This window comes from Nocardiopsis sp. JB363 (assembly GCF_900143625.1).
GTDB lineage: Bacteria > Actinomycetota > Actinomycetes > Streptosporangiales > Streptosporangiaceae > Nocardiopsis.
Window position 1 is genome coordinate 15,692 of record NZ_FRFF01000124.1, and the last position, 18,094, is coordinate 33,785.

The window sequence follows — 18,094 nt, forward strand, 5'->3', positions numbered from 1 at the left end:
GGGCACCGCGACGGGGGCGGGTTCACGGAGCGTTCCCAAGGCGGAAGCGCTCCCAGGGGCCTACTCGGCGGGTTCGATCGCCGCGAGGGTCTCGATGAAGCCCATCTCGTACCAGCCGTCCCAGAGGACCGCGGGGGTGGCCAGGTCGCCGTCCTCACTGGGCCAGTTGGTCCAGTTCGCGTTGCTGACCTGCGCCCACTGGCCGTTGTACCAAAGCGGGATGGTGGGGAGTTCCTCCAGGTAGATCTCCTGGATCTGCGAGGTCATCTCGGCCATGCCCTCGGTGTCGTCCGCGGGGACGGCGGCGAGCTGCTGGGTGAGGTCCCACGCCTCCTCGTTCTCGTAACGGTGGAAGTTCACCGTCGTCTGCTCGTCACGGACGGGCATCTGGAAGAGGTAGTCGTAGTAGGTCCACGGCGTGTTGCTCAGCTGCCGGGCGTTGTTGATGACCAGGTCGAACTCGCCGCTGTTGCGGTTCTGGTCCACCAGGTCGGGGTCGGGGAACTCGGCCTCGATGTTGATGCCGACCGCCTGGGCGTCCTGGGCGATGAGGCGCGCGGCCTCCATCCAGTCGGTCCAGCCGGAGGGGACCTGCAGGGTCAGGGCGATGGGCTCACCGTCGGGGGTCTCGACGAAGCCGTCACCGTCCTCGTCCAGGTAGCCGGCGTCCTCCAGGAAGGCCACGGACTCGTCCTTGTCGTGGCTGTAGCCCTCCTCCTCGACCAGTTCGTGGTCGATGTAGTCGTCCCACTCGGGGAGCAGACCGGTGGGGCTGGCGGCCTCGACCAGGTTGGAGTAGGGGCCGTCGATGATCTTGTCCATGTCGATCGCGTGGGCCAGCGCCTGACGGAAGTCCACGTCGTCCAGCGGGGCGACGTCGTGGTTGGGGATCAACCACGCGGTGTTGGCGCTGCGCATGTAGGGCGGACCGTCGTAGTAGCTGGTGATCAGCTCGTTGCTCTCCAACACCTGGTCGATGCCGGGCAGGAAGTTGTTGGACACGTCGACCTCGCCCTGGGTGAGCATGCCCAGGGTGACGTCGTTGGAGGCGTTGACGATGTCGACGACGTAGCGGGCGTCCATGGTGAGGTCGAGCGCGTCGATGCCCCACCAGTCGTCGTTGCGCTCCCAGATCATGCGCTCGTCGTCGTGCGACTCGTAGCCGTAGGGTCCGGTGCCGACCGGCTCCTCGTTGGCGCCCTCGGCGATCTGGGTCTCCTCCATGTCGGCCCAGATGTGGTCCGGGACGATCGGGTTGGAGTAGGCCCAGTTCATCCACTCCTGAGCGCGGGGCTCGGAGAAGCTCACCGTGACGGTCTGCTCGTCGGTGGCCTCGACGGACTCGACGTAGTCCCAGACCGTGCTGTAGGGGACGCCCTCCACCTTGCCCAGTTCGAGGGTGGTGACGACGTCTTGGGCGACCAGCGGCTCACCGTCGTTCCAGGTGACGCCCTCGCGCAGGTTGATGACGTGGGTCTGCTCGTCGGGCCACTCGTCGCCCTCGGCGAGCCAGGGGACGTACTCCCCGGACTCGGGGTCGTAGTGGAAGAGCGACTCGTAGACCATGCCGATCGTTCCGACGGCGTAGCCGCCGCGCATCATGGGGTTCCAGCTGGTCGGCGGACCCCAGGCGGTACCCGTGGTGTACAGGGTCTCCTCCCGGGGATAGCTGCCACCGTCCGCCGACCCGCCTTCGTCCGAGCAACCGGTGGCGATGAGCGCCACGGCCGCAAGGGCGGCGGGAAGTCTCAGAGATTTCATCTCGACTCCTCCTTCGACCCGGTCGGCCCTTTTCAGGGGGGAAGCCGATTCCTGAGAGGAAGGCTGGGAGCGCTCCCAGTAGGGAGAGCGAAGGGCCGTTACTGAACCGGGTAAGTGAGGTCCACAACAGCATGCCCGGACGAAGCCCGTCAATCCCTGTCACTTCGGTGTTATCCGCTTGTAACAGGCATGTCGGCCCGAGGACACGTTGAGGAGACCGGTACTGAACCGGTTCCGCGCGCGCCGTCGGGCCGCCCTGCTGGTTCAGGACGTCAAGGGGCCCGTGCTCCCCCGGGGTTGGAGCTCGCCCAACGGGGTCTCCCGATCCTCGACGCGCTCCCCCGCCAAGAGGCGGTTGAGCATCCCGGCCACTATGCGACCGTGACCGAACACGTCACGGCTTATGGCGGTGAGCGAGGGGCGCACCAGGCGACACAGCGCGGAGTCGTCCCAGGCCACGATGGACAGTTGTGAGGGCACGTCCACCCCCATCTCCGAGGCCACGCCCAGGCCCGCCAACGCCATCAGGTCGTTGTCGTAGACCAGCGCGGTGGGCGGCTCGGCGGCGGCGAGCAGACGCCGCGTGGTGCGCCCTCCCGCCTCCCCGGTGTAGTCGGCGTGCACCGTGCGCGCCTCCGCCAGGCCGGCGTGCCGGGCGGCCTCCTGGAACCCGGCGGTGCGGTCTCTGGTGTGCACGAAGTCCTCGGGGCCGGCCACCCGAACGATCCGGCGATGGCCCAGAGCGGCCAGGTAGTGCACAACCTCGCGCACCGAGGCGCCGTCGTCGGTGTACAGGCACGGCAGCCCGCCGGTACCGCCCGGCCCGCCCAGGACCACCGCGGGCAACGGCAGGACGCCCATGGCCTCTGGACGGGGATCATCCACCCGCAGGTCCACGATGATGACGCCGTCGACGCGGCGCTCCGCGGCCCAACGGCGGTAGACCTCCAGCTCGGAGTCGATGTTCTCGGCCACCTGGAGCATCAGGTCTATCCCGGCGGCCGCGAGTTCGGTCTCCACTCCCGAGACCAGCTGCATGAAGAACGGTTCGATCCCGAGGGATCGGGCGGGACGATCCACCACCATGCCGATCGCGCCGACCCGCCCTCCCGGGGCGAGCGCGCGAGCGGGGTTGCTGGGGGCCCAACCAAGGTCACTGGCGATCGAGAGGATCCGTTCCCGCGTGGTCTCGGATACCCCTGGTCGGCCGTTGAGGGCGTAGGAAACCGCCCCTTTGGACACGCCCGCCGCCTTCGCGATGTCCATGATCGTCGGGCGCCTCATCACAGACCCCAAGCCGCCTCCCCATAGTTTCACGATACTGAACCGGTTCAGTCACCGACAGGGGATTGTAACCCACGACCACGCTGCGTGGTCCAGAGAGTTTTCCAAGCGTGACGGGTGTGACGGGTGTGACGGAGGGGGCGAAGAGGGCTCAGGCCTGGCATCCGGGGCACCAGTACAGGGTGCGCCCGGCCAGTTCGGAGGCGGCGATCGGAGAGGAGCACACCCGGCAGGGTTCGCCGGGCCGGTAACAGACGTAGAGGGTGTCCGGTCGGGGCACGGGACGCGCATCGGGGTCGGGTCGGTCCTCGGGCCGGGTCGTGATGATGTAGCCGTCCCGCACCCCGTCGCGCAGCAGAACGGACAGGTCGTCCCACAGGGCCTCCCACCGCTGCCGCCCCAGGTCGCGACCGGGGGTCAGGGGGTCGATCCCGGCCCGGAAGAGGGATTCGGCGCGGTAGATGTTGCCGACGCCCGCAATGACGTCCTGGCGCATCAACAGCGCGGCGATGGTCGTGCGAGAGCGGGAGACCATGTGCCAGGCGAGGTCGGGGTCGGCGTCGGGACGCAGCGGGTCCGGACCCAGCCGGTTCTGGACGGCGTGCTTCTCGTCGGTGGTGATGACCTCGCACGCCGAGGGCCCGCGCAGGTCGGCCCAGCCGCCGGTGTTGACGAGGCGGGCGCGGACGGCGCCCACCGGCGCGGGGGGAACGACGAAGCCGTCGGGGTCGCGCTCCAATTCGATCCGTTCGGCGCCGGGGGCCCGGGGCGCGCCCAGGTGACGTTCGCCATCGACGTCACCGAAGGTCCAGGCGCCGTACAGGCCCAGGTGGACGCGGAGCCATTCCCCGGAATCGAAGCCCAGGAAGAGGTGCTTGCCGTGGGCCTCGCCCTCGACCAGGACCCGTCCGTCGATGCGGGCGGCCCCGCCCGCGAACCGACCCTGGGGGCTGGTGGCGTGCACGGCGCCACCACCGAAGGTCTTGTCGAAGTGCGTCGCCAACCGGTGCAGTGTGTGTCCCTCGGGCACCCGAGCCTCCCCTTCCTCGCCCGCGGCACCGCCTGGTCTGTCAGGCGAACCAGGGTGTTCCGGGCATGCGCGTGGCCTCTCAGAATAGGCGGCCCGGAGGTCGGGGCCGACCGGGGTCGGGTCGGCGGAGAGCGGGGTCAGCAGGCGGAGAGGATCTCCTCGACCAGGGCGCGCGGGTCGGCCAGGCAGCGCCAGGCCGGGACGACCACGACGAGGTCGTCGGTGGCCCGGTTGAGGGCCTCACCGCGGGACAGGAGTCGGCGCAGGGCGGGCCCGTCGGGTTCGCGGTCGAGCAGGAGCACGACCCGGCGAGCCCCGTACCGGACGAGCAGGTCGGCGGTCCGACCGTGCATGCGCGGTCCGACGGTGACGTCGGTGCCGACGGCGCGCAGGGCGTCCACCAAGGCGCTGCCGGCCGGGTCCGCCGGGGTGGCGACGGTGTCGGTGGCCGCGGACCCGGTGATCAGGTCGGCGAGGGGACCGTCGCCCTCGGCCCAATGGGATCGGTCGCCCACCACCACGAGCCGACGCCGGGTCCGGGTGAGGACCGTCGCCCACAGGTGGCTCATCCGGCGCACCCGCCGTTCGGCGATGGCGGGCGCCCCCGTGGAGAGCATCGGGGAGAGCACGGTGACGTCGGTCGTCCCGGCGTCCTCGGTGAGCAGGTCCGGGCCACCGACCCGCACCCGGTGGAGCAGGACGCGTTGGCGCAGCAGTCGGCGGACCAACGCCACCTGGGGTTGCAGGGGCGCGACCACCGCCAGGGTGTGCCCCTCGGGGAGTTCCTGGTCGAGTTCGTCCACCACCACCGCGACCCGGTAGGCCTCGTCGCGATTGATGTAGGAGGATCCCGGCGCGGCCTCGCACTCGCCGCCGACGTCACGCCAGTCGAAGAGGGGGCCGCTCGCCGGGTCGGGTTCGGTGGTCACCGAGACCCGCCCGCCGTAGCAGTACCGGGAGGCCGCGGTGGCCAGGGGCTCGGGGGCGCCCCGGTGCTCGTCCAGCCAGAGCATGGGCGGGGCCGCCTTGTAGGCGGCGCGCAGGGCCGAGCCCGCACCATGGCGCAGGGCACGGTCGTCGAGGAGGTCGGGAACGAGTCCGGCCGTGGCCAGGGCGCGACGTTCCTCCTCGGGTTCCAGGACGGTGAGCGGCCCGGGGTGCGCTGGGTCACCGACCACGAGGGCGCGGTCGGCACGGTAGAGGACGGGCAGGAGTTCGCCGACCCGGGTTCGTTCGGCGCCCACCACGACCACCAGGTCGAACAGTCCGGCGTGCGGGGGCAGGGCGCGGACCTGGTCGGTGCGGCAGACCCAGGCGGGCAGGGTGTCGAGGAGCCCGGTGAGTCCGGTCCGGCCGCCGCCGTGCTGCCAGTTGAGGGTCTCCAAACGGTTCTCGATGGCGGCGCGGCCGCGCCAGAGTCGGGGTTCGGTGACCGTGGTGAGGCGCTGCGCCCCGGCGCGCCGGTGGTCGTCGAGGGCGCGGAGCAGGTCATCGGTGAGTTCGGCCAGGGGTGCGCTGCGGGTGCGGCGGTCCACGGCCTCACGCCAGTCGCTCTCCAGACGAGCCACGGCGCACAGTCTGGCCAGGCTGTCGGGGTCGGTGGTCACGCCGAGTTCGCGGCGGACGGCGGCGCGGTGGGACAGGCCGCCCAGGCCACCGGCGGCCGCGCGTTGGGCGCGGTGCAGCCAGTACTCGGGGCCGCCGCGTTCAGGGGTGAAGAGGGTGTCGGGGTCCCAGCCGCGGGCGATGCTGCGACCGCGTTCCTCGGCCAGGTGGGCGAGGGCATGGCCTCCGGAGGCCATGGTGTCCATGGCCTCCCACACCCGGCGGACCCGGGCCCAGGCGTCGGTGAGGTCGTCGGAGCGGTCCGGGTCGTCATCATCGGGGGTCATGGTGACGGGGATGGCCCCGGTGTGCTGTCCCAGGACGCGAGTGAGCAGGCGCACCTCGGCGGTGCGGCGGCCGGGGTCGCCCGCCCGGACGACGGGGTGGCCGGGGTCGGTGTCGGCCCGGCGCAGGATCGTCTCGACGTCCGCCTCGGTGCGTGCGCACACCAGGACGCGCTGTCCCGCGGTGACGGCGGTACGGACCATGGCGTCCACGAGGTCGTGCGCGCCACCGCCGGGTGGGGCGGCGACCACGGTGAGTTGTTCCCGCATGGCCGACCGCAGCACCTCGTACTGGGGCTGGGACAGGGCGGTGGCCGAGACCGGGACGGGCATGGTGGAAGGGGCGGCCTCCATGGTGCCGTGGGCACGCCGTCCACCGGCGCGGCGCCGTCGGCTCCGGGCCGGCCGGCCCGATTCCGCTCCCTGCTGACGGGTGGTGTCCCCGCCCAGGGGACGGGCGCCGAGGAGGGACTCCAGGGCGGTGCCGCCGATGGCGTCGGGGTCCAGGCCGTCCCGGTCGGTGGGGTCGAGGTCGGCCAGGAGGCCCTCGACACTGCCGGGTTCGGGTTCCTCGGTCTCGGGTCGTCCGCCGGGTCCGGCACGGAAGAGCACCGCGGTGTTGTGCGCGCCGACGTTCAGGGCACGGGGCAGGCCGCGGGTTCCGAGCGGGGCGATGTCGTCGACACGCTCGATCTCCAGGCGGGTGAGCAGGGTGCGTACCTTCGCGGCCAGGTCGGCGACGGCGGCCGGCCGGTGGACCTCGTCGGGCGCCCCGGCGCGCAACCTGGTGCGCAGCTCGAAGAGGTCCTCGGGGTCGGTGATGCCCAGGCGGGCCAGCAAGGCGATGTTGACGTCGGGTGGGCCGATCGCCCGGACCAGGGGCGCGTCGCCGACCCCGATCCGCTCCCCCGCTCCCCTGGACTCGTACTCGTCGACGACCCGGACGTCCACGGTGAGCAGCGGCAACGTCACCCGTGTGTCGGCCTCGTCCTCGGGTTCGCCGGGCAGGACCACGAGGGGATAGCCATAGCGCAGGGCCTGACCGTAGCGGCCGGCGAGCCGCATGACGCGGGCGCTCTCGTCGTGCAGGGGCAGGGTGTCCCTCGCCCCGCTGAAGAGCAGTTCCGGCCCGGCCGGCAGGCAGGAGCAGGTGTCGGATTCCAGGTGTTCGGCGTACACGATGTGGCCGTGGACGGCCTCACGGTGCAGACAGGAACGCAGGTAGGCCAGGAACGAGCGGACCTCGCCCTGGTCGACGGGGGGCTTCCAACGCAGCGAGGCCGTTCCGACCCCGACGCTCTCACTACCCGCGTCGCCGACCGTCCCGCCCACGGCGGTGTGGGCACCGGCCTGCCCGCTCCGTGCCTCGTCTCGCAGTGATCTCACAGCGTCCCCCTGACCATCCGATCAATTAGTGATCAGATGATTACTCCCCGCTATCAGATCCCATTGTGGTGCATTCCGCGCGCGTCCACCCACGGAATGATCGAACCCGCCTCGACTTTCACCCAGGGTGACGCGCGGGGCGCTCAGGGGTGGTCGCGCCCTTCGCGAACGCGGAGGGAGATCCACAGTTCCGTGCGGTGATCGGGGTCGTCGAGGTCGCCCGGGAGCAGTTCCCGGATGCGTTTCATCCGGTAACGCAGGGTGTGCCGGTGCACCCCCAGACGTTCGGCCGCCGCGTCCCAGCGGCCCGAAGCGGCCAGGTAGGCACGGAGCGAGGCGAGCAGTTCGGCGGCGTTGCGCTGCCGGTCGATGGGGGCCAGGAGCTCGTCGGCCAGTCGGGCCCCGACGGGGGTCTCCAGCAGCCCCAGGAGACCGCCGGGAAGGTCCCCCGACCGCACCGACCCGCGTCCCTCGTCCATCGCCACCGTCAGGGCCCGCTCCGCCTGGGCTCGGGCCACGGCCAACTCGGTGTGACCCACCGGTTCGCTCAGCCCCACGGCCCCCTCGAAGAGCTCGTCGAACACCTCGGGCGACCGGTCGACACGGTCGGCCGAGGTCAGCAGCAGTGTTCCGGCCGGCCCGGCGGAGGGCACGTCGGCGGCGTCGGTGGCCAGCCACCCGTCCGGGAGCGGGCCCTCCGGTACCGGCCCCGACACGGCGGCCACCACCACCGGTTCGGTGGGCAGGGCTCGGCGCAGGGCCGCCGCGCCCGGATGGTCCGGAGACAGGGCCCCGTCGAACAGCGCCGCCAACACCCCGGGCGCGATCCCGGACCCGCCCTCGGCGGTCGGGCGCTCCAACTCAAGGGACAACAGCGATACCGCGGCGTTGACCAGGGTGCGGTCGTGGGAACCGAACCCCTTCCGGGCGCCCACGGCGAGGAAACCGCGTACTCGGCGGCCGATCGCCAGGGACTGCAAGGCCACGTGCTCGTCACCGGAGACCATCGAGGCACCGGCCCGTGGTCCGGCCCCGCGCAGTCGGGGCAACTCGGCGGCCAGCCGGTGGGCGTGCTCGGCGGCTTCGGCGGGGGCCGCGTGGCGGACCGTACCGTCGGGTTCCAGCAACAGCACCCACCCGTCGAGTTCGCGGGCCAACCGGTCGACGACGGCGCCCGCGCCGCGCAGCACGGCCCGGGTGAGTTCACGCTGGGCGGAGAAGGCCCGGGTCAGCCCTTCGTACTGCTCCTGGGCCAACAGCCGCGAGACCTCCTTGCCCACCGCGATGAAGGGGGTCTCTCGGTCCACCTCCACCAGGTTCACCCCGAACTCCTCGGCGGCCGCGCGCAGTTCGTCGGGGGTGCGATCGAAGACGACGGCGGCGCCGAACCCCAGCCCGGCGATGTCGCGCTCGGCCAGACGGCGCACGTAGGCGCGCAGGTCCGGTGGGTCCTCGGCCCAGCGCACCCCGGTGGTGAGCACCAACTCGCCCCCGGCCAGATACGGGGTGGGGTCGGTGAGTTCGCTGACCGCGACCCACTCCACTCGGCGGTGCAGTTCCTCCTGCCCGGTGAGCAGGCGCAGTCGCAGTTTGGGTGTGCGCAGCAGAGCACCCAGCGTCGGTGGCATCGGCCCTTCCCCTCGTTCGACCGCCCCGTCGGTCCGCACCCCGCCGCAATGGCACAGGGCGCTGCTTCGATTATCCACTGTGTCCATGTGTGTCGGGTTCCACGCGGCCTAATGTCAGGCGAGTCACCGGGGGCCCACCCCGTAGAACCGACCCCCGCAAGGAGGCAGCCGTATGGCCACGACCGAGGTCGTCCAGTCCCGCCGGATCGTCACCGAGATCCCCGGCCCCGAGTCCCGCGCCATCCAGGAGCGTCGCAGTGCCGCCGTCGCGCAGGGCGTGGGCAGCGTGCTGCCCGTGTACGTGAAGCGCGCGGGCGGTGGGATCGTCGAGGACGTCGACGGCAACGCGCTCATCGACTTCGGTTCGGGCATCGCCGTGACCAACGTCGGCAACGCGGACCCGCGCGTGGTCGAGCGGGCCGCGGAACAGATGAGCCGGTTCACCCACACCTGCTTCATGGTCAACCCCTACGAGGCCTACGTGGACGTGTGCGAGGCCCTCAACCGGGTCACCCCGGGCGACCACGAGAAGCGGTCACTACTGCTGAACTCGGGCGCCGAGGCGGTGGAGAACGCCGTGAAGGTCGCGCGCAGCGCCACCGGACGGCAGGCCGTCGTGGTGTTCGACCACGCCTACCACGGTCGCACCAACCTCACCATGGGCCTGACCGCCAAGAACATGCCGTACAAGCACGGGTTCGGCCCGTTCGCCGGCGAGATCCACCGGATGCCCATGGCGTACGCCTACCGTTGGCCGACGGGCCCGGAGAACTGCGGCCCCGAGGCGGCCGCCGCGACGATCGACCAGATCAGCAAGCAGATCGGTGCCGAGAACGTGGCCGCCATGGTCATCGAGCCGATCCAGGGCGAGGGCGGGTTCATCGAGCCGGCGCCCGGATTCCTGCCGGCGTTGGTGGAGTACTGCCGCGCCAACGGGATCGTGTTCGTGGCCGACGAGGTGCAGACCGGTTTCGCGCGCACCGGGCACATGTTCGCCTCTGAGCACGAGGGGATCGTCCCGGACCTGATCGCGACCGCCAAGGGCATCGCGGGCGGGCTGCCGCTGGCCGCGGTGACCGGCCGCGCCGAGCTGATGGACGCCGTGCACGGCGGCGGCCTGGGCGGCACCTACGGCGGCAACCCCGCGGCGTGCGCGGCCGCCCTCGCCTCCTTGGACGCGATCGAGTCCGGTGACCTGGTGGGGCGCGCTCGTGAGATCGGTGAGCTGATGCTGGGCCGGCTGAACACCCTCGCGCAGAAGTTCGACGTGGTGGGCGACGTGCGCGGGCGCGGCGCGATGATCGCGGTCGAGCTGGTCAAGGACGGCAAGGAGCCGAACCCGGAGGCGGTGGCGCGGGTGCTGAAGCACTGCCACGCCCGTGGCCTGGTGCTGCTGAGCGCCGGCACCTACGGCAACGTGATCCGGATGCTGCCGCCCCTGGTCATCGGTGACGACCTGCTCCACGAGGGCCTGGACCTGCTGGAGGAGGCCCTCGCCGCTCTGTAGGCGCTCGGCGTCCCGGGTTCGCGGACCTGCGCCCGGTGGTCGCCCGTCAGCGGGTGCCCCAGGCGTAGGTCTGCTTGCGCAGTTTGAGGTAGAGGAAGGTCTCGGTGGTCTCCACCGAGTCGATGGCGCGAATGTCGGCGAGGATCGCCAGCAGCTTGTCGTCGTCCTCGGCCACCACCTCGACCAGGAGGTCGAAGGAACCCGCGGTGATCACCACGTACTCCACTCCGGGCAGGTCGGAGACGGCGTCGGCCGCCGCGTTGAGTTCGCCGGTGGTGCGCACCCCGATCATCGCCTGCCGGTTGAAGCCCAGCGTCATGGGGTCGGTGACGCCGACGACCTGGACCACGCCCGCCTCCAGTAGCCGTTGGACGCGTTGGCGCACGGCGGCCTCGGACAGGCCGACGGTCTTGCCGATGGCGGCGTAGGACAAGCGCCCATCCTCTTGCAGGACCTCGATGATGCGCTTGGCGGTCTCGTCCAACGCCACCCCGTTGACTCGCCGGACGGGGCCGGGTTCGGCTTGTTCGGTCACAGGGTCCTCCACGTACTCTCCACGGAACCGGGTGCGGTTACCACGGTTTCCCATCGGTTCGACCATGGAAAAAGACATTTCCATCGGGGCGAAACAACGGATTCCAAGGTACTGCACGCGCACGGGGCGCACATCCGCGCACCGCCGAATTCGGGGCCGGTCAGGCCTGGTCTCGGACCGAGTCCAGGGACAGCAGGGCCACGTGCAACGACAGACACGTCTCCACCGACTCCAGGTCGATGTCCAACACCGAGGAGATCCGCCGCAACCGCTCGTAGAACGCCGGTCGGGACAGGTGTGCCCGGCTCGCCGCCAACGCCTTGTTGCGGCCCGCTCCGAGGTAGTGGCGGAGCATGTCGGTCAGATCGCCGCCGCGGCGGGCGTCGTGGTCCAGCAACGCACCCAGCTCACGTTCCACGTAGGTCTGTAGGCGCTCGTCGTCGCGGAACAGGTGCAGCAGCCCGCGCAGGTGCAGGTCGGGCAGCCGGTGGTAGGGGCGCCGTTCGCTCTGTTTGAGGGCCACGTCACCGACCTGACGGGCCTCCAGGAAGGACCGGCGCACGGCACGGATGTCGTCGGTCTCCGACCCCACCGCCAGCACCGCGGCGTCGCCCAGTCTGGCGTGCACCCGGTCGGCCAGCCGGCTCAGGGTGGTGTCCAGCCGTTGCCCGGAGGGCAGGGCCAAGAGGATCCCCACCCGCAGGTCGTCCAGGGACCCCACCAGCGCGGGCAGCCGCAGTTCCCGGCAGGCCCGGGCGGCGCCTTCGGCGGTCTCGGACAGGCGGGCCTGCGCGGCCAACCCGGTCCCGCCCTCGTGCAGACGCAACACCAGCCCCACCAGTTCACGCCCGTTGAGCGGAACACCCACGGCGCGGGCGCGCACCAGGGCCTCCTCGGGGTCGGAGTAGGAACGGTCGATGATGCCCGCGATGATCGTGCGATGGGTCTGCCGTTCCAGGCTCTCCTGTTGGCGTTCCAGCAGCCGTCCCAGGGCCAGGGTGGTGGCGGCCCGTTCGATGAGCATGGTCTGACGGGCGGTGGGGGTGGCGCCGACGATGAGGATCAACCGCCCCCAGTCCTGCCCGCGCGCGCCGACGGTGGTGACCAGCCAGCCGGTGATGGGCGCGTGCACGGTGCGGTCGCCCGAGCGGATCGACCGTGAGCGCCTCTCCCAGGAGGTGAGCAGGGTGCCGGGTTCCTCGCCGTTGAGGTCGCAGGCCAGGACCTGGTGGGTGAGGTTCTCCAGGACGACCGGGCAACCGGAGAGCCGGCCGACCTCACGCAGGATCTGGACGGCGTCGGCGCCCTCGACGGACAGACGGGTGAAGACCGAGTGGAGTTTCTCGGACTCGCGCAGCTCCTCCACCTGTTCGTTGACCACCCGGATGTGCACGGCCTCGGTGATCTCGACGAACCGCGCCTCCCGGTCGAGCAGGACCACGGGGATGCGGGCGTCCTCCGCGGCGTCGATGAAGGCCTTGGGGAGTTCGGCGTGGTATTTGCGGCCGAGTTCGACGGCGATACCGCTCACCCCGGCGTCGGCGAGGTCCTCGATGTAGCGGCGCAGCGCGGCTGGGTCGTCGGGCATGGCGATACCCGTGCTGAGTACGAGCTCGCCGCCGCGCAGCAGGTGGGCCAGGTCGGTGACCTCGGCGATGTGGACCCAGCGCACCGGCACGTTCAGGTGCTCGGAGCCGGCGACCACACGGGGGCGTGCGCGCTGCAAGGCCGGAAGCCTCAGTACTTCGGCGAGGGTGGGGAGCACGTGGTCAGTCTAGGGCGTCGTGTCCCACCCGGGGTGATTTACAACATGTAAAGCCGACCAGCATGTTGTCAACATGCTGATCCTGGTCAAGCCCGCGGGCACTGGGAAGACTGAGGGCATGTCGGAACTCCTTGCGCGACACCGCGCGGTCATGCCCTCCTGGTTGCCCCTGTACTACGAGACCCCGATGGAGATCGTCGGAGGTAAGGGCGCCCGTGTCACGGACGCCGAAGGCCGTACCTACCTGGACTTCTTCACCGGCATCGTGACGAACATGCTCGGCTACGACGTCCCCGAGGTCCGCGAGGCGGTCGAACGCCAGATCGCCAAGGGCGTCGTGCACACGTCCACGCTGTACCTCATCCGATCCCAGGTGGAGTTGGCCGAGAAGATCGCCCGGCTGTCCGGCATCCCCGACGCCAAGGTGTTCTTCACCAACTCCGGCACCGAGGCCAACGAGACGGCCCTGCTGCTGGCCACCCACGCCCGCGGCAGCGACGAGGTCCTGGCCCTGCGCGGCAGCTACCACGGCCGTTCCTTCGGCACGGTGGCGGTCACCGGCAACAAGGCGTGGAAGAACTCCTCGCTGTCCCCGCTGAACGTGCACTACCTGCACGGCACCGACCACGCCTCCCCCGCCTTCCGACACCTGTCGGAACGGGAGTACATCGACGTGTGCGTGGCGGACCTGCGCGAGGTCCTCGACACCACGGCGCCCAACGTGGCCTGCCTGATCGCCGAACCCGTGCAGGGCGTGGGCGGTTTCGCGATGCCGCCGGACGGCCTGTACGCGGCGTACAAGGAGGTCCTGGACGAGCACGGCATCCTGTTCGTCTCCGACGAGGTGCAGACCGGATGGGGGCGGACCGGCACGAGCTTCTTCGGGATCGGCAACCACGGGATGACCCCGGACGCCATGACGTTCGCCAAGGGCCTGGGCAACGGGTTCACGGTGGGCGGCGTGGTCGCCCGCGGCGACCTCATGGACGGGCTCAAGGCACTGGGCGTGGCGACCTTCGGCGGTAACCCGGTGTCCATGGCCGCGGCCGGCGCCACCCTCGACCACGTGCTCGAACACGACCTCCAGGGCAACGCGCTGCGGCAGGGCGGCACCATCATCGACGGGTTGCGGGCCCTGCGCGAACTCGACTGCGTGAAGGACGTGCGCGGCAAGGGGCTGATGTTCGCCATCGAGATGGTCGACCCGGCCACCGACGCGCCCTCCTCCGCCCTGGCCGGGCGGGTGCTGGAGGCCACCCGTGAGCGCGGGCTACTGGTGGGCAAGGGCGGCGTGCACGGCAACGTGCTGCGGATGGCCCCGCCGATGAACCTGTCCACCGAGGAGGCCGCCGAGGGACGCGACATCCTGCTGGACGCCGTCCGCGCGGTCGCCGACCAGGCCTGACACACCCCACGAGGAAGAGGAAGCATGAGCGATCACGTCACCCACTGGATCGGCGGGGGTGCCCACGAGGGTCCCACGAAGCGGACCGGGGACATCTACGACCCGGCGTCCGGGCGGGTCTCCGGCACCGTCGACTTCGCCGGGCCCGAGGAGGTCGACGCGGCGGTCGCGGCCGCCAAGGAGGCGTTCCCCGGCTGGCGGGACACCTCCCTGTCCAAGCGCGTCCAGGTCCTGTTCCGGTTCCGCGAACTGTTGAGCGCCGGCGCCGACGAGCTGGCGCGGCTGGTGAGCTCCGAGCACGGCAAGGTGTTCTCCGACGCCCGGGGCGAGGTGGCGCGCGGCCTGGAGGTCGTGGACTTCGCCTGCGGCATCCCCCACCTGCTCAAGGGCGGCTACTCCGAGAACGTGTCCACGGGGGTGGACTCCTACTCGATCCTGCAACCCCTGGGCGTGGTCAGCGGCATCACCCCGTTCAACTTCCCCGCCATGGTGCCGATGTGGATGTTCCCGGTGGCGATCGCCTGTGGCAACACCTTCGTGCTCAAGCCCAGCGAGAAGGACCCGTCCGCGGCCGGTTTCCTCGCCCGGCTGTGGAAGGAGGCCGGACTGCCCGACGGGGTGTTCAACGTGGTGCACGGTGACAAGGTCGCGGTCGACGCGATCCTGGAGCACCCGGACGTGGCAGCGGTCAGCTTCGTGGGTTCCACCCCGATCGCGCGGTACATCTACCGGACCGCCGCCGAGCACGGCAAGCGCGTACAGGCGTTGGGCGGGGCGAAGAACCACATGGTGGTGCTGCCCGACGCCGACCTGGACCTGGCGGCGGACTCGGCGGTCTCCGCCGGGTTCGGTTCGGCGGGCGAACGGTGCATGGCCATCTCCGCGGTCGCGGTGGTGGACTCGGTCGCCGACGACCTGCTGGAACGGATCGGGGAGCGTGTGGCCCGGCTGCGGGTGGGTCCCGGCGACGACGAGCGCAGTGAGATGGGCCCGTTGGTGACCCGCGAACACCGGGACAAGGTCGCCTCGTACCTGGAGTCGGGGGTGCGCGAGGGTGCGACCCTGGCGATCGACGGTCGGGCGCACCCGGTTCCGGACGGTGACGAGAACGGCTTCTGGCTGGGGCCGTCCGTGCTGGACCACGTGGGACCGCGGATGTCCTGCTACCGCGAGGAGATCTTCGGACCGGTGCTGAGCATCGTGCGCGTGGCCGACTACGACGAGGCCGTCGAGCTCGTCAACGGCAACCCGTACGGGAACGGGACGGCGATCTTCACCAACGACGGCGGCGCCGCGCGGCGCTTCCAGAACGAGATCGAGGTCGGCATGGTGGGCATCAACGTGCCCATCCCGGTGCCCATGGCGTACTACTCGTTCGGGGGCTGGAAGCAGTCGCTCTTCGGTGATTCGCACGCCCACGGCACGGAGGGTGTGCACTTCTACACGCGAACGAAGGCGGTCACCGCTCGTTGGACCGATCCGAGCCGAAGGCCCGAAGGAGGCGTCGACCTGGGCTTCCCCACCAACGGCTGAGGAAGTTCACCGAAATACGGCATGGATGTCTCTCACTGACCGTCGGTGATGGGCAACACGGAGTATCGTTGGCCCCGACGCCCTACACGGGACGTGGCCCGCGGCCACGTATGTCACGAGAACCATCCTGGAGAAGGCGCGTTCAATTCCCCTCCTCCCCATGGAAGCGGGCGCGTCGATGGACGCGCTCCGGGTCCTATCTCTCCCCTTGGACCCGGAGCGCGACCGTCATCCACCGCCCCGAGGGGCGGGACACCGATCAGCGTGCGGCGATCAGTGGCTTACCCGCGGGGACGGGTTGGTACCCGATGATCCCCGCGCACTCGTCACAGCCGTACACGTGGGCCCCGTCCGGCAGCTCCCCGAGCGCCCGACGGGGCCGGGGCCACTTGGTGTGGCAGACGACGCAGGCATCCCCCATGCACTGCGCCGTACTCAGCCGGTTCGGGTCGTAAAGGTAGCTCTCGGGTGCGGTGGCGGTCTGCATGACTGGTTCGCACATCGTGCTCGTTCCGCGCAATGTCCTTGCTCCCCCCGTGGTTTAGGACAGTCTGGCGGGCCGATAGTTACCGGCTCTTAATTGAATCAGAAGCTCGCGGTGCCCGGAAGGGCCCGGACCGATCTAAATCACTCCGTGCAGGTAAATCATAACCCTAAGTGACTAACCCTGTGAAGCCCTCGGGCGAGAGCTGTATATTCATACACTCTGCCCGGAATGTACGGTTCAGCTCGATGGGCTTCTTAGGCCTGCTCGCGCGCAGACACCGAGAATCGGCGCATCGCCAGCGCCGGATTGGTGACACGGACCGATTCCACGCGCTCGGCCGAAACCCGGGCGGTGGCGACCTCGAAGGCCTGCTCCCCCAGTGAAGCCAGCGCGGTCCCCATCGGGTCGATCACCATGCTGTTGCCCGCGCCCGTGGGCGCGGACTGCCCCGAGGCGGCGACGTAGACGGTGTTCTCGATGGCCCGGGCGCGCGCCAGGGTGCGCCAGTGGTCCTCTTTGAGCGGCCCCGGAACCCACTGCGCCGCCAGCAGCACCACGTGCGCCCCGGCATCGGCGATCCGCCGCGTCACCTCCGGGAAGCGCAGGTCGTAGCAGGTCTGAAGGCCGAAGACGACGCCGTCCACGGCGAAGGTCTCCGGAGCCTCGATCGGCCCGGGGGCGACCACCTCGGATTCCTTGACCCCGAACGCGTCGTACAGGTGGATCTTGCGGTAGAGCGCCACTCGCTCGCCCTCCGGCGAGAGCGCCACCAGGGTGTTGGTGAAGTGCGAGGCGCCCTCACCGTGGGACTCGTTGACCCCCAGCACCAGGTACACGTCCTCGCGGCGGGCGGTGTTCGCCGCGGCGGAGAGGAAGGGGCCGTCCAACGGTTCGGCGGCCTCGACGTAACGATGGTCGGTGCGCGACGCGGTGAACATCGTGTACTCGGGCAACAGGACGACCCGCGCTCCGGCGACGGCGGCGCGCGCGGCCAGCTCCGCCACCGAACGCCGGTTCTCGGCCTTGTCCCGACCCGGTGCGAACTGGGCGACCGCGACCTGGACCATCGGACCTCCCCCTTCTGCCTTAGAGGCACGGCCCGGTCGGCCGCCCCGAACGTGCCCCGAGTGTACGCCCGGAGCGGGAGACCCCCTTGCCGGCAGACTGAACAAGCGTTTAATGTATTGAACATGAGTTCAGCACAGCGAGACGACCTCACCGCCCGAGCCCGCATCCGCGACGCGGCCCTGACCCGCTTCGGCCGGGACGGCTTCGGTGTCTCCGTACGCGCCATCGCCGAGGAGGCGGGGGTCTCCCCCGGTCTGGTCATCCACCACTTCGGCAGCAAGGAGAAACTGCGCGCGGCCTGCGACGAGCACGTCCTCCGACTCACCGCGAACACCAAGAGCGAAAGCATCAAGCGGATGTCGGCGGCCACCTTCCTCGAACAGTTGGCCGAAGTGGACGGCTACTCGGAGATCTTCGGTTACCTGATGCGCTCACTCCAGTCGGGTGGGCAGGTCGCCTCGTCCCTGTTCGAGCGCATGGTCCAGGACGTGGAGGTCTACTTGGCCGACGGCGAACGCGCGGGCACGATCAAGCCCAGCCGCGACCCGGCGGCCCGGGCCCGCTACGCCGTCTCCATGGCGCTGGGTTCCCTGATGCTGCACACGACGATGCGCCCTCCGGGCTCCGACCCCGAGCCGTCCACCGTCCTGCACGAGTGGATCGACGCCTACATGCTCCCGGCCCTGGAGCTGTACACCGAAGGGCTGCTGCTGAACAGCACCTTCCTGGACGCCCTCGTCGCCCACCGCGACGACCCGTCCGAAGAACCGGCGGAGCGGACCCCGCAACCGCCGCCGGACACCGAGCACTGAGAAC

13 protein-coding genes are annotated in these 18,094 nt (G+C 70.4%); 4 read left to right on the forward strand and 9 right to left on the reverse strand.

Going from position 1 to position 18,094, the window contains the following annotated elements; genetic code table 11:
* Positions 1 to 60 precede the first annotated feature (60 nt).
* From BQ8420_RS17940 to BQ8420_RS17960, 5 genes are all read right to left on the reverse strand, one after another.
* On the reverse strand, positions 61 to 1,761 hold the full coding sequence (locus tag BQ8420_RS17940; protein WP_087100285.1) for an ABC transporter substrate-binding protein: 1,701 nt from the start codon (positions 1,759 to 1,761) through the stop codon (positions 61 to 63).
* A gap of 264 nt (positions 1,762 to 2,025) precedes the next feature.
* A complete protein-coding gene (locus BQ8420_RS17945) occupies positions 2,026 to 3,045 on the reverse strand; it encodes a LacI family DNA-binding transcriptional regulator (RefSeq protein WP_087100286.1) in 1,020 nt (339 codons plus the stop codon).
* 151 nt (positions 3,046 to 3,196) lie between these two features.
* The gene (locus BQ8420_RS17950; RefSeq protein ID WP_087100287.1) at positions 3,197 to 4,075 is read right to left on the reverse strand and encodes an Fpg/Nei family DNA glycosylase; all 879 of its coding nucleotides are present in this window, start codon (positions 4,073 to 4,075) and stop codon (positions 3,197 to 3,199) included.
* A gap of 137 nt (positions 4,076 to 4,212) precedes the next feature.
* Positions 4,213 to 7,350: a DNA helicase gene (locus tag BQ8420_RS17955; protein ID WP_087100288.1), complete on the reverse strand. Its 3,138-nt coding sequence runs from the start codon at positions 7,348 to 7,350 to the stop codon at positions 4,213 to 4,215.
* A 143-nt stretch (positions 7,351 to 7,493) separates the two neighbouring features.
* Entirely contained in the window at positions 7,494 to 8,978 is a 1,485-nt protein-coding gene (locus tag BQ8420_RS17960; RefSeq protein ID WP_087100289.1) for a PucR family transcriptional regulator, read from the reverse strand.
* 172 nt (positions 8,979 to 9,150) lie between these two features.
* Between BQ8420_RS17960 and gabT the strand changes: the two genes are divergently transcribed.
* The gene (gabT, locus tag BQ8420_RS17965) at positions 9,151 to 10,485 is read left to right on the forward strand and encodes a 4-aminobutyrate--2-oxoglutarate transaminase (protein ID WP_087100290.1); all 1,335 of its coding nucleotides are present in this window, start codon (positions 9,151 to 9,153) and stop codon (positions 10,483 to 10,485) included.
* Between the two features lie 46 nt (positions 10,486 to 10,531).
* Here the strand turns inward: gabT and BQ8420_RS17970 are convergent, their stop codons facing one another.
* Positions 10,532 to 11,020: an Lrp/AsnC family transcriptional regulator gene (locus BQ8420_RS17970; RefSeq protein ID WP_087100344.1), complete on the reverse strand. Its 489-nt coding sequence runs from the start codon at positions 11,018 to 11,020 to the stop codon at positions 10,532 to 10,534.
* Between the two features lie 160 nt (positions 11,021 to 11,180).
* Complete coding sequence (locus BQ8420_RS17975) at positions 11,181 to 12,785, reverse strand: PucR family transcriptional regulator (RefSeq protein ID WP_087100291.1); 1,605 nt, start codon at positions 12,783 to 12,785, stop codon at positions 11,181 to 11,183.
* 118 nt (positions 12,786 to 12,903) lie between these two features.
* Here BQ8420_RS17975 and BQ8420_RS17980 point away from each other — a divergent pair, with 118 nt between their 5' ends.
* Both BQ8420_RS17980 and BQ8420_RS17985 read left to right on the forward strand, forming a co-directional pair.
* Positions 12,904 to 14,190, forward strand: a complete 1,287-nt coding sequence (locus BQ8420_RS17980) for an aspartate aminotransferase family protein (RefSeq protein ID WP_087100292.1) — start codon at positions 12,904 to 12,906, stop codon at positions 14,188 to 14,190.
* Positions 14,191 to 14,214: 24 nt separating this feature from the next.
* Complete coding sequence (locus BQ8420_RS17985) at positions 14,215 to 15,723, forward strand: CoA-acylating methylmalonate-semialdehyde dehydrogenase (RefSeq protein ID WP_087100293.1); 1,509 nt, start codon at positions 14,215 to 14,217, stop codon at positions 15,721 to 15,723.
* Between the two features lie 259 nt (positions 15,724 to 15,982).
* Here BQ8420_RS17985 and BQ8420_RS17990 read toward each other — a convergent pair whose 3' ends face one another.
* Both BQ8420_RS17990 and BQ8420_RS17995 read right to left on the reverse strand, forming a co-directional pair.
* Positions 15,983 to 16,225: a hypothetical protein gene (locus tag BQ8420_RS17990; RefSeq protein ID WP_087100294.1), complete on the reverse strand. Its 243-nt coding sequence runs from the start codon at positions 16,223 to 16,225 to the stop codon at positions 15,983 to 15,985.
* Positions 16,226 to 16,464: 239 nt separating this feature from the next.
* A complete protein-coding gene (locus BQ8420_RS17995) occupies positions 16,465 to 17,277 on the reverse strand; it encodes a carbon-nitrogen hydrolase family protein (protein ID WP_087100295.1) in 813 nt (270 codons plus the stop codon).
* Between the two features lie 123 nt (positions 17,278 to 17,400).
* Here BQ8420_RS17995 and BQ8420_RS18000 point away from each other — a divergent pair, with 123 nt between their 5' ends.
* Positions 17,401 to 18,090, forward strand: a complete 690-nt coding sequence (locus BQ8420_RS18000) for a TetR/AcrR family transcriptional regulator (RefSeq protein WP_087100296.1) — start codon at positions 17,401 to 17,403, stop codon at positions 18,088 to 18,090.
* Positions 18,091 to 18,094: the final 4 nt, after the last annotated feature.

Coding starts and splice junctions, on each gene's coding strand:
- BQ8420_RS17940 (WP_087100285.1), bottom strand. CDS start 1,761: ATGAAATCTCTGAGACTTCCCGCCGCCCTTGCGGCCGTGGCGCTCATC.
- BQ8420_RS17945 (WP_087100286.1), bottom strand. CDS start 3,045: ATGAGGCGCCCGACGATCATGGACATCGCGAAGGCGGCGGGCGTGTCC.
- BQ8420_RS17960 (WP_087100289.1), bottom strand. CDS start 8,978: ATGCCACCGACGCTGGGTGCTCTGCTGCGCACACCCAAACTGCGACTG.
- gabT (WP_087100290.1), top strand. CDS start 9,151: ATGGCCACGACCGAGGTCGTCCAGTCCCGCCGGATCGTCACCGAGATC.
- BQ8420_RS17980 (WP_087100292.1), top strand. CDS start 12,904: ATGTCGGAACTCCTTGCGCGACACCGCGCGGTCATGCCCTCCTGGTTG.
- BQ8420_RS17985 (WP_087100293.1), top strand. CDS start 14,215: ATGAGCGATCACGTCACCCACTGGATCGGCGGGGGTGCCCACGAGGGT.
- BQ8420_RS17990 (WP_087100294.1), bottom strand. CDS start 16,225: ATGTGCGAACCAGTCATGCAGACCGCCACCGCACCCGAGAGCTACCTT.
- BQ8420_RS17995 (WP_087100295.1), bottom strand. CDS start 17,277: ATGGTCCAGGTCGCGGTCGCCCAGTTCGCACCGGGTCGGGACAAGGCC.
- BQ8420_RS18000 (WP_087100296.1), top strand. CDS start 17,401: ATGAGTTCAGCACAGCGAGACGACCTCACCGCCCGAGCCCGCATCCGC.